At 74.7% G+C, this 15,472-nt stretch carries 11 protein-coding genes; 7 read left to right on the plus strand and 4 right to left on the minus strand.

The window, feature by feature from the left end; genetic code table 11:
- The first annotated feature begins 26 nt into the window (after positions 1-26).
- Positions 27-191 carry a hypothetical protein gene (locus tag K2224_RS02595; protein ID WP_221905050.1) on the plus strand — a complete coding sequence of 55 codons (165 nt, stop codon included), beginning with the start codon at positions 27-29 and terminating at the stop codon, positions 189-191.
- Positions 192-351: 160 nt separating this feature from the next.
- Here K2224_RS02595 and K2224_RS02600 read toward each other — a convergent pair whose 3' ends face one another.
- Together K2224_RS02600 and K2224_RS02605 are read right to left on the minus strand one after the other, a co-directional pair.
- Entirely contained in the window at positions 352-1,578 is a 1,227-nt protein-coding gene (locus tag K2224_RS02600) for a cytochrome P450 (protein ID WP_221905051.1), read from the minus strand.
- A 194-nt stretch (positions 1,579-1,772) separates the two neighbouring features.
- Positions 1,773-3,782, minus strand: a complete 2,010-nt coding sequence (locus K2224_RS02605; RefSeq protein ID WP_221905052.1) for a glycosyltransferase — start codon at positions 3,780-3,782, stop codon at positions 1,773-1,775.
- A 160-nt stretch (positions 3,783-3,942) separates the two neighbouring features.
- Between K2224_RS02605 and K2224_RS02610 the strand changes: the two genes are divergently transcribed.
- The 3 genes from K2224_RS02610 (at position 3,943) to K2224_RS02620 (ending at position 8,201) form a co-directional block, all read left to right on the plus strand.
- Entirely contained in the window at positions 3,943-6,666 is a 2,724-nt protein-coding gene (locus tag K2224_RS02610) for a YfhO family protein (RefSeq protein WP_221905053.1), read from the plus strand.
- 93 nt (positions 6,667-6,759) lie between these two features.
- Positions 6,760-7,752 (plus strand): glycosyltransferase family 2 protein, encoded by a 993-nt coding sequence (locus K2224_RS02615; protein WP_221905054.1) that lies wholly within the window; start codon positions 6,760-6,762, stop codon positions 7,750-7,752.
- Positions 7,752-8,201, plus strand: a complete 450-nt coding sequence (locus K2224_RS02620; protein WP_221905055.1) for a GtrA family protein — start codon at positions 7,752-7,754, stop codon at positions 8,199-8,201. The genes K2224_RS02615 and K2224_RS02620 overlap by 1 nt, the downstream gene beginning before the upstream one ends.
- 13 nt (positions 8,202-8,214) lie before the next feature.
- On the opposite strand, the gene K2224_RS02625 is transcribed toward K2224_RS02620, so the two are convergent.
- Positions 8,215-10,401 (minus strand): PIG-L family deacetylase, encoded by a 2,187-nt coding sequence (locus K2224_RS02625; protein ID WP_221905056.1) that lies wholly within the window; start codon positions 10,399-10,401, stop codon positions 8,215-8,217.
- 484 nt (positions 10,402-10,885) lie between these two features.
- On the opposite strand from K2224_RS02625, the gene K2224_RS02630 reads away from it, so the two are divergent.
- Positions 10,886-12,568 carry a serine/threonine-protein kinase gene (locus K2224_RS02630; protein ID WP_221905057.1) on the plus strand — a complete coding sequence of 561 codons (1,683 nt, stop codon included), beginning with the start codon at positions 10,886-10,888 and terminating at the stop codon, positions 12,566-12,568.
- Between the two features lie 73 nt (positions 12,569-12,641).
- Here the strand turns inward: K2224_RS02630 and K2224_RS02635 are convergent, their stop codons facing one another.
- Positions 12,642-13,277 carry a TetR/AcrR family transcriptional regulator gene (locus tag K2224_RS02635; protein ID WP_221905058.1) on the minus strand — a complete coding sequence of 212 codons (636 nt, stop codon included), beginning with the start codon at positions 13,275-13,277 and terminating at the stop codon, positions 12,642-12,644.
- A 186-nt stretch (positions 13,278-13,463) separates the two neighbouring features.
- On the opposite strand from K2224_RS02635, the gene K2224_RS02640 reads away from it, so the two are divergent.
- Both K2224_RS02640 and K2224_RS02645 read left to right on the plus strand, forming a co-directional pair.
- The gene (locus K2224_RS02640) at positions 13,464-14,411 is read left to right on the plus strand and encodes an ABC transporter permease (RefSeq protein ID WP_221905059.1); all 948 of its coding nucleotides are present in this window, start codon (positions 13,464-13,466) and stop codon (positions 14,409-14,411) included.
- Positions 14,368-15,207 carry an ABC transporter ATP-binding protein gene (locus K2224_RS02645; protein WP_398201856.1) on the plus strand — a complete coding sequence of 280 codons (840 nt, stop codon included), beginning with the start codon at positions 14,368-14,370 and terminating at the stop codon, positions 15,205-15,207. The genes K2224_RS02640 and K2224_RS02645 overlap by 44 nt, the downstream gene beginning before the upstream one ends.
- Positions 15,208-15,472: the final 265 nt, after the last annotated feature.

The following is a 15,472-nucleotide window of genomic DNA, read 5'->3' on the forward strand; positions in this document are numbered from 1 at the left end:
TCCGAACCCGGCGAAAGAAAGGCACCATGAATTCCGGCAAGGCACCGAACTGCCCCGAATGCACAGCGTTTCGCCGGGTCGCGCGCGAGGCACGCGACGCAGGTGACTACGGCAAGGAGACGGACTGCTTTGCGCTGCTGGCCCGTCATCAGGCCATGGCGCACAAGACGGCACGGCGGAAAGGCTCCTGAGGTTTCCGCCGGACGGCCTCGTGCTCGATGTGCACGAGGCCGCGTGCACTCCTCCCGGACCTAGGGCGCTGCGGTGGGGCTTCGCCCGCTCACCGGAGCGATCCACAAGGCAGGCCCCGACGGTGCGTTGCCGTGCAGGAGATACGGTCGACCGACGGGTTCAGTGGACCGTTTTCGGCCAGGTGACCGGGAGTTCGTGGACGCCGTAGATGTTCATGTCGGTCCTGAGCCTCACCTCGTGGGCGGGGACGGCGAGTTCGAGGTCCGGGAAGCGGCGCAGCAGGGCGCCGAAGCCGGCGCGCATCTCGATGCGGGCCAGTTGCTGGCCGAGGCACTGGTGGATGCCGTGGCCGAAGGAGAGGTGGCCGCGGGCCTTGCGGCGGATGTCCAGGGTGTCGGGGTTCTCGAAGCGCCGGGGGTCGCGGTTGGCGGCCAGCAGCGAGACGACGACGGTCGATCCCCTGCCGATCGTTTCGCCGCCGAGGTCGATGTCCTCCGTGGCGTAGCGGTAGAAGATGTCGCCGACGGACAGGTAGCGCAGGAGTTCCTCGACGGCGCCGGGGAGCAGTTCCGGATCGGTGCGCAGTTCGGCGAGCTGCTCGGGGTGCTCCAGGAGCGCGAAGGTGCCCAGGGCCAGCATGTTGGCGGTGGTCTCGTGGCCCGCGAGCAGCAGCAGGAAGGCGGCGCCGGTCAACTCCTCGATGGTGAGGTCCTCGTGGCGGGCCAGGTCGGAGAGGACGTCCTCGCCGGGTTCGGCGCGTTTGCGTGTGACGAGTTCGGCGAGGTACGAGGTCAGTGCGCCGTACGCGGCCATCTTCTCGTCGAGGGCGATGTCCTTCTCCATGAACTTGGCGGAGTTGGCCTGGAAGGTGTCGCGGTCCGCGTAGGGGACACCGAGCAGTGCGCAGATCACCAGTGAGGGCACCGGCAGCGCGAACTCCCTGACGAGGTCGACCGGCGGGGCGAGGCGCGCCAGTTCGTCCAGTTGCCGCTCGGTGATCTCGATGATGTGGTCTTCGAGCTGCTTCATGCGTTTGACGGTGAAGGCGCCGGTGAGCCGGCGGCGCAGCCGGGTGTGGTCCGGCGGGTCCATGGCGACGAACAGGCCCGGCACCTGCGGGGACGGTTCGGTGGGGGTGGGCATGCCGGGGGTCTCGTACGGCACGTGGATGATCCCGATGTCCTGACGGGAGCTGAACCGGGTGTCGGCCATGAGCCTGCGGACCTCTTCGTAGCCGGTGACGAGCCAGCCCTCGTGACCGTCGGGGAAGGCCAGGGGGCTGACCGGGCGGGCCTCGCGCAGCCGGGTGATCCCGGAGGGCGGGTCGAAGGGGCCCGCGTCGCGGTCCATGGGGAGGCCCTGCGGGACGGGAGGCGGCTGGCTCATGGGGTTCCTTTCGCGGCGGCCGTGGCGGCGCTCCTTGCGGCTCGTTGCGGCCACGATCGGGGACGGAACTGACATGGGGCTGACACGGCTCTGACATGGCTGCTGGCGCGAGCAGGACAGGCGGGCCGGCATGCCCGTACACCGTGTCCCCTACGTGCCGCCGACCGGCGTCATGGACCTCGTCGGCCCCGCGGTCAGCCCCTTGCCGCCGGCACCGTGAGGGTCAACGGGCCCTTGCCGTCGGCGGATTGGACCGGGATTTCGCGGCGCAGGCCGCCGGCGGTCAGGCGGAGGGCGACCCGCCAGGTGCCCGGGGGGCCGCTGCGGAGGCGGGAGCGGGCCCGGTAGCGGTCGCCGGCGCCGCGTTCGACGGTGGTGCGCAGGGCCACGCAGCGGGTGGCGTCGCGCAGGACGAACTGGAGGCCGGCGTCGGCGGGGCAGCCGGGGAGGGTGACGCGGGCGGCGACCGTGGCGCGGCCGGCGCGGGTGCAGGCGGCCTCGCCCCGGAGATCGGTGCCGAGCGGGCGGCGGGCACCGTCGTGGTCCAGGTCGAGGTGGAGGTGGCCGTGCGGGGAGGAGAGGAAGAGGGCGGCGACGGTGGGGCCTTCGGGGCCGTGGCCGACGACGCGGGGCGTGGTGTCGGTGGCCGGTGCGCCGCCCTCGGGGACGAGCCAGGCTTCGCGGCGGAGGGCGGGCGGGGCGTCCACGTCCTTCGCAGGTGCGGCGTCGGGGCCGAGCCCGGTACCTCCCTCTGCCCTGTCCGCCCCTTCGGCCGCCACCGCGATCTTCAGTCCCCAGATGCCGTCCGCCAATGGGGTGCCGTGGGAGGCGGTGGCCGGGTCGAGGGCGGCGTGCCAGGTGTCGTCGGGGCCGTGCGCGGCGGGGACGCGGAGGTGGGCGCCGCTGCGGTGGAGGACGAGCTCCACGCGATCGGCGCCGATGGTGCCCGCGGCGCGGAGGGTCGCGGTGCCGTGGAGGTGGAGGACGCCGCCGACCCACTGGAGGTCGGTGAGGCGCTGGCGGACGGCGATCCGGTCGGTGAGGTCGTAGAGGGCGTCCGGCAGCGGGTGGTCCGGGTCGCGGAAGTGCGGGTAGGCGGCGTAGGCGCGGCCGTTCTCGATGCGGGGGCGGCCGGGCGCGGGGCCGGCGCCGGGGGCGGAGTCGGCCCGGACTACGTCGGTCAGTTCGGTGTCGAGGCCGGCGCGGAGGCAGTGGGCGCGGAGCCGGAGGCCGGGCGGGAGGGCCGCGGAGACCCGGTCGGTCAGATAGCGGTCGACGAGGGGGCGGGCGGCCTCGCGCATCGCGCGGCGGCCGGCCTCGTCCCGGGCGAGGTAGGGGGCCGCGAACGGCATGAGTATCTCGCCGTGGAAGTGGCGGATCATGAGTTTGTCGCGGTCGGGGCCGGGCGGGACCTCGGCGGCGAGACCGGCCAGGACGGTGTCGATGTAGGCGAGGTAGGCGGGCCAGTCCATGTCCTGGCGGGAGGCGTTGCTGTCGTCCTCGCGGCCGTGCAGGTAGTAGCAGTCGTAGTCGGCGAGGACGGAGACGGTGCCGGCGCGCAGCAGGGCGGCGATGCCGAAGGGGAGGTCCTCGGCGAGCAGCCGGCCCTCGACGAAGCGCAGGTGGTGGCGTTCGACGAAGGAGCGGCGGAAGAGCTTGTAGGCGGCCAGCGACCAGTAGACGGGCGAGTCGAAGACCGAGACGCGGGGGCTGGTGGTGCGCAGGTCGACGGGGGCGCCGCGGCCGTCGGTGCCGACGATGCGGCCGTAGACGATGTCGGAGCCGTGTTCCTCGGCCATCCGGGTGAGGCGCTCCAGGGCCTCGGGGCCGAGGTGGTCGTCGGAGTCGAGGAAGAAGACGTAGTCGCCGGTGGCGCGGTCCAGGCCGACGTTGCGGGGTCTCCCGGCGCCTCCGGAGGCGGGCTGGTGGACGACGGTGAGGCGGGGGTGGGCGGCGGCGGCCTCGTCGAGCCAGGCGGCGCTGCCGTCGGTGGAGCCGTCGTCGACGGCGATGATCTCGATGCGGTCCGGATCGAGGGTCTGGGCGAGGACCGAGCCGAGGCTGCGGTCCAGATAGCGGCGGGTGTCGTGGACCGGCACGATCACGGTGACGGTCGGGGCGGCGGCGCGGCCCGGGGCGTCTGGGCCGTGCGGGTGGCCGGGGCCGCCGGGGCCGTCCTCAGGATGAGCAGAGTTGCGGGACACCGGCACAGTGGCCTCCGTTCCTTTCTGCGGGTCCTCGCCCTACCCCGCCCCCTCCGGGGTAAAACGGACTACAAGCCATCAAGCCATATAAATCGCTACTGCTGAATCGTTCGCTGCCTGTCTGTGCGCGGGGGACCGCGCCGACCTCGGAGGAGCGCCGGTGAGCCCGACACCTTCCGCACCCCAAGAGGGGGTCCGGGACCGGGAGGTTGCCCGGAGTCCGTCCGGCGCGACGCGCGCCACACCCGCGGGGCGGGCCCGGCGCCGGGCGGCCGCGCCCGGGCTCGCGGCGCTGCTGTCCATGGGTGCGTACTGCCTGGCGCTGGCCGCCCACGGCAGCTATCCGTTCGGGCCGCGGCCCCGTTCGGTGAACGACCTGGGCAACCAGTTCGTGCCCTTCCACGCCCGGCTGTGGGACCTGCTGCACGGCGGCGCCCACGGGGATCTCTTCTTCAACTGGGGCAGCGGGTACGGCGTCCCCTTCCTGGCGGACTTCGTCACGTATCTGATGAACCCGTTCTCGCTGCTGGTGGGGGTGTTCCCGCGGGCGCTGGTGGATCTGCCGGTGTTCCTGGTGACGCTGCTGAGCATCGGGCTGGGCGCGGCGCTGATGACCGTGCTCCTGGGGCGGCTGCGGGCCGGGCCGGGCGGGCTGCGGGCGCTGCTGGCGGTGGGGTACGGGCTGTGCGCGTGGGTGCTGAGCGACGGGTACGCCGATCCGATGTGGATGTGGGGGCTGGTGTCGCTGCCGCTGCTGGGGATCGCGGCGGACTGGTGCCTGCGGCGGGTGCGGTGGGTGGCGGGGACGCTGCTGGTGGCGGTGGCGTGGGCCGGGAACTTCTACACCGCGGCGATGGCGACGCTGGCGACCGGGCTGGTGCTGGCGGTTCGGCTGCTGGCGGAGGGGCCGGTGGGGCGGGGCGCCCGGGACGACCGGGACGACGAGGACGACGGCGGCGGCGCGGGGGCCGCCCGCGCCGCGTGGCCGCCGGGCGGGCGGGCGCGGGTGGTGGGCCGGGCGGCCGGCATGGCGGCGGCCGGGATCGCGCTGGCCGCGCCGGTGCTGACGGTGACGCTGCGGGCCAGCCGGGCCTCGCAGCAGCCGCCCCCGGCGGTGTACGAGGGGCGGCCGCCGCTGCTGGACCAGCTGGCGAAGCTGCTGCCGCCCGGCCACGGCACGGTGCCGGCGCCGAACGTCTCCGTCGGGGTGGCGGCGCTGCTGCTGGTGGCGGCCTTCCCGTTCGTCCGGGCGGTGCCGGTGCGGGCCCGGGTCGGGTGGACGCTGCTGGCGCTGGGGATGGGCGCGTCGTTCGTCTGGAAGCCGACGATCCTGCTGTGGCACGGTCTGGCGCTGCCCAACGGGAGCCCGTACCGGGCCGCGTTCGTGCTGAGCGGGGTGCTGGTGATGGTCGCCTGGCTGGCGCTGGCGCACCGCCCGCGGCCGCGGGAGCTGGCCGCGGGGGCGGGGCTGGTCGCGGTGCTGCTGCTGTGCTGCCGGAACCGGAGCGCGGTGAACGGCACGACCTGGCTCATGGTGGCGGGCGGCGGGGCGGTGGTCCTGGCGGCGCTGGCGGCGCCGGCCCGCCTGCGGGCGCGGCGGCGGGGCCGGGCGGCGGTCACCGCGGTGCTGGCCGTCACGGTGACGCTGACCGCGGCCTGCACGGCGTTCTCGGTGACCGCCGCGCGGGACGCGATCCCGTGGTTCCGGCCGAAGCCCACCATGACCGCGGGGGCGCTGGCCGCCCGGCGGGGGCTGGCCGCCCGGGACGACTGGCCGCGGTCCCGCACGGACCCGGGCCCGCACGAGTTCGCCGACAACGATCCGCTGCTGATCGGCGGCGAGGGCGGCGCGTACTACAGCAGCTACGTGCCGGCGGCGGCCGCCCGGACGCTGCGCGGGCTGGGCGCCGGCTGGTACATCCGGGGGCGGCACACGCTCAGCTTCCAGGACCCGGTGGGGCAGGCCCTGATGGGGGTGGGCAGTGCGCTGATGCCGCCGGAACCGGGCGCGGCGCGCGGCGCATTCACGGTGGCGCGCGGGCGGCCGGCGCCGCTGCTGACCGTGCGGCGCGGGCCGCTGCCGGGGCCCGGCGCCGGCCCGGACACCGTCTTCGCCCGCCAGGAACGGTTGCTGGGCGCCCGCGTCTACGAGGTGCCGCGGCTGGTGCCCGTCGCCGGTCCGGCCCCGGCCCCGCAGCGGGCGCCCGGCGGCTGGCTGCTGCCGGACCGCCCGCTGCCCGGCACGGACGCCGGAGTGCTGACCGCGCCGGACGCGCCGGAGGCCGGGGCGGCCTTCACCGCGCGGTGCACCCCGGGCAGCCTGGCGCTGTGGTACGCGCCGTGGTTCGCGGGCGAGGTCGCCGGGCCGGGCGGGGCCACCCGGGCGGTGGGCCGGTGGGACGGCACCGCCAATCCGCTGCGGCGGCTGGGCACCGTACCGGCCGACGGGGTGGTGCGGGTGCGGTTCACCGGGCAGCGCCGCGCGTATGTGCCGGAGCGGGCCGTGGGCTGCCTGGCCCCGGGGCGGCTGGCCGCGGCGGTGCGGGCGCTGGAGGGGCCGGTGCGGCTCACCGCGGGCGGCCACGACCTGACGGCGCGACTGCGTCCGGGGGCGGCGGGGACCGCGGTGCTCGCTCTGCCGGCGGTGTCCGGATGGGGCTGTTCGGTGGACGGCGGACCGGTCCGGGAGCCCGGCTCGTTCGGCGGTCTGACGGCCGTTCCGCTGAGCCGCGGGGCGACCCGGCTGAGCTGTGCGTACGAGCCTCCGGGGCTGGCCGCGGGGCTGCTGGTGAGCGCGGCGGGGGCGCTGGCGGTGGTGGCGGTGGCCGGTGCGGCGGCCCTCCGCCGGGGGCGGCGACGCACTCCACCCGCCTTTCCCGAATAGTGCGTTTCGTCCCGATTCGTAAAATGGCCTTTCAGGGGACGGCCGCGCAGGCCGTCCCCTGAAACCCGGCGAACTCCGGCGAACGGCCCGCTCATGAAGCTCTCCATCGTCGTCCCCTGCTACAACGAAGAGGCCGTCATAGGCCGCTTCGACGACCAGCTGCGCGCGGTCCTCGACGGCCTCGCGGTGGAGTACGAGCTGTGCTACGTGGACGACGGCAGCATCGACGGGACCCTGCCCCGGATCCGCGCCCTGGTCCAGCAGCACCGCGGCACCACCCGCTACCTCTCCTTCAGCCGCAACTTCGGCAAGGAGCCGGCGATGCTGGCCGGGCTCCGGGCGGCCACCGGCGACGCGGTGATCCTCATGGACGCCGACCTCCAGCACCCGCCGGAGCTGATCGAGAAGATGCTCGACCTCTACCAGCTCGGCCACGACCAGGTCATCGCCCGGCGCAGCCGGGACGGCGACCGGCGGCTGCGCACCACCCTCAGCCGCCTCTACTACCGCGCCGTCAACACCTGGATCGACGTCGAACTGATCGACGGCGCGGGCGACTTCCGGCTGCTGTCCCGCAAGGCCGTGGACGCGCTGGTCGCGCTGCCCGAGTACAACCGCTTCTCCAAGGGCCTGTTCTCCTGGATCGGCTTCGACACCGTCAGCTTCGACTACCGCAACGCCGCCCGGGCGGACGGCGAGACCAAGTGGCGCTTCGGCGCGCTGGTCAACTACGGCATCGACGGCATGATCTCCTTCAACTGCCGCCCGCTGCGCGCCGCCATCTACGCCGGCCTGGGCCTCGCGCTGCTCGCCACCCTCTACGCCCTGTGGGTCATCGGCGCCGCCGTCGTCGGCGGGGTCACCGCGCCCGGCTATGTGACGCTGGTGGCCATCATCGTGGGGCTGGGCGGCCTCCAGATGGTGATGCTCGGGCTGATCGGCGAGTACATCGGGCGGATCTACTACGAGACCAAGCGGCGGCCGCACTTCCTGGTCAAGGAGAGCGACGGCGTCACCCCGCCGCCCGACCCGGTGCACACGTCCGCCCCGCCCGGGACCGCCGCCGTCGGCCCGCGGTCCCGCTGATGCGCGGGCCGGCCGCGGCGGTCCCCTGGTGGCAGGTCGTCCGGTTCACGGCGGTCGGCGTCGTCAACACCGCGACGTTCTACGCCTGTTACCTGCCGCTGCACCGGCTGCTGCCGTACTTCGCGGCCTACACGGCGGGCTTCGTCCTCAGCCTGGTCGGCTCGTTCTTCCTCAACACCTACTTCACCTACCGCACCCGCCCCACCTGGCGGAAGTTCCTGCTCTTCCCGCTGACCCAGGTCACCAACTACGCGGTGCAGAGCGCCGGTCTGGTGGCGCTGGTGAGCTGGCTGGGGATGGACAGCGTGGCGGCGCCGCTGGCCGCCGCCCTGCTGGCGCTGCCGGTCACCTTCCTCGTCTCCCGCCGGATCCTGCGACCGCCCGGACGCCCGGACGCCGCCCCCGACCGGCCCGAGCCACCACCGGTGCGCTCGGGCCGGTCGGCCTAGGGCCTGTCGGTCATCACCGTCCCTGGGCGCGCCAGGCCAGGAACGGGGCGGTCTGCCCGGGCTTCTCCTGCCGGGCGGTGTACAGCCGGCCGTCGTTGCCGAGCGCGACCAGCACCGCCCGCCCCGCCGTGTCGCCGGCCACCCCGGCCGCCGCCGAGTGCGCCAGCCGGCACCGCTGCCAGGGCTTGGGCGCGGCCTGCGCCAGCGCTACCCGTACGTCACCGGCGTCGTCCCGGGCGGCCAGCACCATCCGGTCGCCGCGGCCGGCCGGCGCCAGCGCCACCCGCCCGTAGCCGCCGGCCCGTTCGCACTGCCCGGAGACCCGCCAGCTGCCGATCGCCCGCTGCCGCTCGGCGATCACCACCCGCGCGGTCCCCGACTGCCGGTAGGCGATCCGCACCACACCATCGGCCAGCGGGACGATGCTGACCGGCCCGCCCGGCTCCGGCAGCCCGCTGGCCGCGCCCGGCCGCGGTGTCTCCCCCGGCTCCTTGGACACCCAGTGCTGCACGGTCCGGACGCTGGGCGCGACCAGGTGGATCAGCCCCTCGGCGTCCACACAGGCGTCGATCCCGTCGACGACCTGCGGCGACGCCCTCAGGGTGCCGACGCCGGCCGGTCCCTCCAGCCGGTCCCACGGCGACCACTGCGCGCCGTGCGGCCCACTGCGGTGGCCGATCCCGCCGTCCCAGGTCTTCACGAAGACGTGCACCGTGCCGTCCCGCGCGGCCACCGCGGCGGGGAACCCGACCTCCATCGACCGCACCGGGTCCCGTTCCGGGGACCCCAGCGGCTCCCACGCCCCGAAGGCCGGCAGACCGCCCCGGCCGGTGCCGGTCTGCCGCGCGGTGACCAGCTCGCGCCGGTGCTCCGTGCCCGGCCCCGGCAGCACCGTCCGCGACGCGAACAGCTGAAGGGTGCCGTCGGGGTGGCGCACCGCGTGGATCTGACCCTCCAGCAGCTTCCCGCCGACCCGGGCGGGGTCGCCGAACCGGCCGCTGCCCGGCCCGGTCTCCGCCCAGCAGTACGCGGCCCCGCCGAGCACCGCGAAGGCGGTCAGCCGCCCGTCCCGGGCCGGCCGCACCCAGGCGTTGGAGCCGGGGGCGCGCAGCCGGGTGCTGCGGGTCCAGTTCCGCGGGCTGCCGTTGAGGGCCGTGCCGCCGACCTTGCGGTCGCCGCAGCCGGCCGGGTCGCCGCACGGGCGGTGGTCGGCCCAGCCGTAGACGTTCAGCGTGCCGGCCTTGCGGCGGGCGGTGGACAGATCGAGATCGCCCGGCAGCACCCCCAGCTCGTAGCCGAGGTAGCTCTCCACGATGGCCGGGGCGGTGTGGCCGCGCCCCCAGTAGCGGGCCAGTGCCGCCTGGGTGAAGTGGGCGGAGGCGGTGTGGTCCTGGTGGTCGAAGTAGCGCAGGCCGGCCAGCCGGGGGTCGGGGGCGGGCAGCGGCGGCTTGTCGGAGTGCACCGCGTCGGGGTCCAGGGTGCGGACGACGGTGGGCCGCACCCAGTCGAGGACCGCCGCCAGGGTGTCGGTGACCTGGTCGCGGGTGTAGCGGAACTGCCGCTGGACGGGGCTGGCCTCGGGCCGCAGGGTGGGCAGCGTGTCGGCCACCCCGAGCCAGAGGCCGCGCAGGCTGGTGACGCGCGGCTGGCAGACCGCGCGGGCCTCGACCAGTTCCACGAAGACCAGCTGGTGCTGGGGGGCGGCGCGCAGCGTCTGGATCTCCACCTGGAAGCCGGGCAGCAGGGTGCGGGCCTCGCCGTCCCAGACGCTGTTGCGGTCGCCGGTGGCCATCTGGGCGTGCGCGGCGAGCAGTCCGTTGACCCGGGCCCGGGCGAAGGCCGACCGGTCGGGGACCACCCGGTCGTGCAGGGCGCTGCCGCGGGGGGCGTTGCGGCCGTCGGACTCACCACCCGTCAGACACACCGTGACCACCCGCGCGCCGCTGCGGATGGCCTGGTAAAGCCCCGGGTTCATGAAGAACAGGCCGTCGTCGGGGTGCGCGATGACGTGCAGGAACACCTGCTCGGCCAGCTCCTCGGGGGGCTGCTGCTCGCGGGCCGGCGGGGCCGGGCGGGCCGCGTCGGGGGACGCCCAGGCCCACACGCCGGCGCCCGCGGTGGCCGCGAGAAGGGCACCGCCGGTCGCCTGGAGCAGCCGGCGGCGGGGGACGAACGGTCCTGACGGTCCTGACCGGGGCACGTCCCCAGTATTTGCGGGGCCGGGCGTTCCCGCGCGGCGCACCGCCGGTGGCGGCGTGTCCGGGTGTCCACGACCGGGACCGTCTCCGGGGACTCCCCCGGTTTCCCGGGGATTTCCCGGAGTTCCCCCGGATTTTCGCCGGCGCGTGCCACAACCCTTTCGGGCGAACGCCCGGCAGCGGGACGACGGCGGGGGCCGGTCACGACGGCCGGAGGTCGGAGGTCGGGGGTCGGGGTCGGGGTCGGGGGTCGGGGTCGGTCACGACGGTCGGGCAGTCACGACGGGACGTCGGTCTCCGTCGGCGACGCGCACCGCGCCCCGGATGCCCGACTCGCCCCGCCCCGCCCGGAGTTGACGGCGGACCACCCCTTCTCCCGGACGGGCGTACGGATACCATCCCCCGGTAGTTCTCGATCGGGGGAGGCTCCACATCAGCACGCACGACGACGTCTTCGCACCGCTGCGCGCCGACGATCCGCGGGAGGTGGCCGGCTACCGGCTGCTGGCGCGGCTCGGCGAGGGCGGGATGGGCTCGGTGTACCTGACCCGCACCCGCGGCAACCAGCCCGCCGCGCTGAAGGTCATCCGCCGGGAGTTCGGCCGGGACGCGGACTTCCGCGACCGCTTCGAGCAGGAGGTCCGGGCCGCCCGGCGGGTGCACGGCTACCACATCGTACCGGTCCTCGATCACGACACCGGCGGCGAACTCCCCTGGCTGGCCACCGCGTTCGTCCCCGGCCTGCCGCTCGACGAGGCGCTGCGGGACGGCCCGCTGCCGCTGCCGGCGGTCTTCCGGCTGATCGGCGCGGCGGCCGGCGCGCTGGGCTCGGTGCACGCCGCCGGCGTCGTCCACCGCGACCTCAAGCCGAGCAACATCCTGCTCGGCCCGCAGGGCCCCTACGTCATCGACTTCGGGATCGCCCGGGCGGCCGACGCCACCCAGCTCACCCGCAGCGGCGGCTTCATCGGCACCCCGCAGTACATGTCCCCCGAGCACGCGAGCGGCGAGCAGGTCACACCCGCCGCCGACGTCTTCTCGCTGGGCCTGATCGCGGCGGTCGCGGCCACCGGCCGGCACCCGTACGGGGACGGCGCGGCCATCACCGTCGCCGCCCGGATCGCCAACACCGCGCAGGCCGCCCCGGACCTCTCCGGCTACCCCGAGGCGCTGCGCCCGCTGCTCACCCGCTGCCTGGCCGCCGACCCCGGGCGGCGGCCGACGCCCGCCGAGGTGGCGGAGGTGTGCCGGACGGCGTCCGGGCACGGGCCGCGGGACTTCGACGGCTGGCTGCCGGACGCCCTGGCCGCCGAGATCGCCCGCCGCGAGCGCGCCGCCAGGGAGCTTCCGGACCCGCCGCCGGCCGCGGGCCCGCCGCCCGGCCACCCCCCGACGCAGGGCCCCGCCGGCTACACCCCCACCCAGGGCGCGGGCCCGCACGCCGCCCCGACGCAGGGCGCCACCGGCCCCGTGCCCCCGCCGCCCGGCCCGCACGCGATGCCCACCATGGGCCCCGGCGCGCCGGCGCCCGCGGCCGGCAACCGGCGCGGCCCCGTGCTGCGGGCCGCCCTCGCCGCGGTGGCACTGGTCGCCGTGGTCGGCGTCACCTGGACCCTGGCGCGCGGCGGCGGCCCCGGCGACCGGGCCGCCGACCGGCACGACTCCCCCACCGGCCCGGCCACACCCGCCCCCGCACACCACAAGGGCGGCGCCACCGGCGCCCCGACCGCCACACCCGACGACAGCGCCGGCTACCAGGTCGCCTTCAAGGACCGCCCGTTCGCGCTGCGCGCCCCCGCCGCGGCGGACTTCAACTACGTCGACCTGGACGTGCCGAAGGTGGTGCCCGGCGCCCAGAACGATGAATCCCCCTACGAGATCTCCTACGTCTCGGTGGCCGGCGAGGGCCTGACGTTCCGCACCCCCACGGGCCGCAGCACCGGCCGGACCCCCCAGGCATGCCTGGACGGCTCGCACACCGACGTCCTCCCGAAGACCATGGGCCGCGAGGAACTGGACAAGGGCCGGACGATCCACGTCGGCACCCTGCTGTGCACGGAGACCACGGACGGCAACCTGGCGATGATCGAGATCACCGGGATGACCCCGAACACCGCGAGCGAGATGCCCGACTACGCGACGAAGGTGACGCTCTGGAAGAAGGGCTAGCCGAAGGGCCGGCCGCCCGAAAGGGGGCGCGCGGGGCGCCCGGACCGCCTCCGGCCGCCCCGCGTCCGCCCGTCTACTCCGCGCCCAGCGCCGCCGTCACCGACCCGGCCAGCGCGTCGAGATAGCCCGCGGGCACCTCGTCGCGGACCACCAGCAGCCGCCAGTACAGCGGCCCGGTCAGCAGGTCCAGCGCCAGCCGGTGATCGACGTCCGCGGGCAGTTCACCGCGCTCCACCGCCCGGGCCACCACCGCCGCCGCGACCCCCTCCTGGCTGTCGTGCAGCGCGGCCTTGAGCGCCTCGGCCAGCTCCGGGCTGCGCGCCGCCTCGGCCAGCAGGTCCGGGATGATCTGCGAGGCCATCGGATGCCGCAGCGCCCGGGCCGCGACCTCCAGCACCATCCGCACGTCGCCGCGCAGCGTCCCGGTGTCCGGGGCCGGCAGCCCCGCCGCGGCGACCGCGGAGACCACGTCCAGGACCAGGTGCAGCTTGGAGCGCCAGCGCCGGTAGACGGCGGTCTTGCCGACCCCGGCCCGGCGGGCGATGCCCTCCATGGACATCCGGGCGAAGCCGACCGCGGCCAGCTCCTCGAAGACCGCCGCACGGATCGCGGCGGTCTTGTCCTCCCGCAGCACGGCGGCGCCGGCCGGGGTCCGGCGCGCCCCGGATGCCGCCGGGCCTCTCTCGCTCTCGGTGCCGTTTTTTGCCATGCCTTGATCCTAGCGGTACGACGCTACGGTTGCGTTTCGACGTACCTCCGCCCTAGTCTCGACGTCGCGACGATACGGACCCGTTCCGTCGTCGCCGGATCGTGCCGTCCCGCGACGCACTCCGACGCCCCGTACGACAGCGCGCCCCTGTACGACAGCGCACCTCTGTACGAAAGAAAGCGCCGCATGCCCCAGACCCTCGCGCCCCCGGCTCCCGCCCCCGACCCGGCACCCGCCGGGCCGGCCGGCCCCGGCTCCGCACCCGATCCCGAGCTGCGCGCCCTGGCCGAACGCCACGGCCTCACGGTGAGCGGCGCCCGCCCCTCGCTGCCCGAGTACACCCGCCAGCTGTGGCACCGGCGGCACTTCATCACCTCGTTCGCCACCGCCAAGCTCACCGCGATGTACACCACCGCCAAGCTCGGCCAGCTGTGGCAGGTGATCACCCCGCTGCTCAACGCCGGCGTCTACTACTTGATCTTCGGCGTGCTGATCGGCACCCGGAAGGGCGTCCCGGACTACATCCCGTACCTGGTGACCGGCGTCTTCGTCTTCACCTTCCTGCAGAACTCGGTGATGGCCGGCACCCGGGCGATCTCCGGCAGCCTCGGCCTGGTGCGCGCGCTGCACTTCCCACGGGCCTGCCTGCCGATCTCGTTCTGCCTGGCCCAGCTCCAGCAGCTGCTCTACTCCATGGCCGTGCTGGTCGTCATCCTGCTGGCCTTCGGGCAGGTGCCCACCGGGTCCTGGCTGCTGGTGTTCCCGGCGCTGACCCTGCAGTTCGTCTTCAACACCGGCCTGGCGATGGTCATGGCGCGGCTGGGCAGCAAGACGCCGGACCTGGCGCAGCTGATGCCCTTCATCATGCGGACGTGGATGTACGCCTCCGGCGTGATGTTCAGCATCAGCGTGATCCTCAAGGGCAAGCACCTCCCGCAGATCGTGGTGGTGCTGCTGAACGGCAACCCCGCCGCGGTCTACATCGACCTGATGCGCTTCTCGCTCATCGACAGCTTCACCAAGCACCAGCTCCCGCCGCACGTCTGGGCGTTCGCGGCCGGCTGGGCGCTGCTCGCCGGGGTCGTCGGCTATGTGTACTTCTGGAAGGCAGAGGAGCAGTACGGACGTGGCTGAGCACATCGACGGCACCCGGCCGACGGCGGCGGACGAGACCCGCGTCCCGACCGTCATCGCGGACGACCTGCACATCGTCTACCGCGTCTACGGCACCGGCGCGGGCAAGGGCAGCGCCACCGCGGCACTCAACCGGATCGTGCGGCGGCGCCCCTCGGCGGGCGTGCGCGAGGTGCACGCGGTCAAGGGCGTCTCCTTCACCGCCTACCGCGGCGAGTCGGTCGGCCTGATCGGCACCAACGGCTCCGGCAAGTCGACCCTCCTCAAGGCGGTCGCCGGCCTGCTCCCCGCCGAGCGCGGCAAGGTCTACACGCACGGCCAGCCCTCGCTGCTCGGCGTCAACGCGGCCCTGATGAACGACCTCACCGGCGAGAAGAACGTCCTCCTCGGCGGCCTGGCGATGGGCATGTCCCGCGAACAGGTCCGCGAGCGCTACGACGACATCGTCGAGTTCTCCGGCATCAACGAGAAGGGCGACTTCATCTCGCTGCCGATGCGCACCTACTCCTCCGGTATGGCGGCCCGTCTGCGGTTCTCCATCGCGGCGGCCAAGGACCACGACGTACTGCTGATCGACGAGGCGCTGGCCACCGGTGACCGCGCCTTCCAGAAGCGCTCCGAGGCCCGCATCCGCGAACTACGCGAGGAGGCCGGCACCGTCTTCCTCGTCAGCCACAACAACAACTCCATCCGCGACACCTGCGACCGCGTCCTGTGGCTCGAAAAGGGCGTCCTCCGCATGGACGGCCCCACCGAAGAAGTCCTCGCCGCCTACGAGGACTTCACCCACGCGTGATCCGCATCCTCCTCCCCCCGAGAGCGCCGGACGGCCCACCCCTCCGGCGCTCTCCCCTTCTCCCGTCCGGGCCCACCACCGCCCAGCCGATTCCGCAGACACCAGCCCGGACCGGCAAACATCAGCTCGGCTCCGCACCACCAGCCCCGCCCGGCAGATCCAGCCCGTCCGGCGTTCGAGGACGAGCGCAGCGATACCCCCGGACCGCACGGGCCCACCACCGCCACCCCGTGCCAGCCGCTCCCCGGCCCCGAAACGCCGAGCG

The sequence above is a fragment of the Streptomyces sp. BHT-5-2 genome, from assembly GCF_019774615.1.
GTDB lineage: Bacteria > Actinomycetota > Actinomycetes > Streptomycetales > Streptomycetaceae > Streptomyces.

Bases quoted from the DNA above. Each gene is read 5' to 3' on its own strand.
- K2224_RS02595 (WP_221905050.1), top strand. From the start codon at position 27: ATGAATTCCGGCAAGGCACCGAACTGCCCCGAATGCACAGCGTTTCGC.
- K2224_RS02600 (WP_221905051.1), bottom strand. From the start codon at position 1,578: ATGAGCCAGCCGCCTCCCGTCCCGCAGGGCCTCCCCATGGACCGCGAC.
- K2224_RS02615 (WP_221905054.1), top strand. From the start codon at position 6,760: ATGAAGCTCTCCATCGTCGTCCCCTGCTACAACGAAGAGGCCGTCATA.
- K2224_RS02620 (WP_221905055.1), top strand. From the start codon at position 7,752: ATGCGCGGGCCGGCCGCGGCGGTCCCCTGGTGGCAGGTCGTCCGGTTC.
- K2224_RS02635 (WP_221905058.1), bottom strand. From the start codon at position 13,277: ATGGCAAAAAACGGCACCGAGAGCGAGAGAGGCCCGGCGGCATCCGGG.
- K2224_RS02640 (WP_221905059.1), top strand. From the start codon at position 13,464: ATGCCCCAGACCCTCGCGCCCCCGGCTCCCGCCCCCGACCCGGCACCC.
- K2224_RS02645 (WP_398201856.1), top strand. From the start codon at position 14,368: ATGTGTACTTCTGGAAGGCAGAGGAGCAGTACGGACGTGGCTGAGCAC.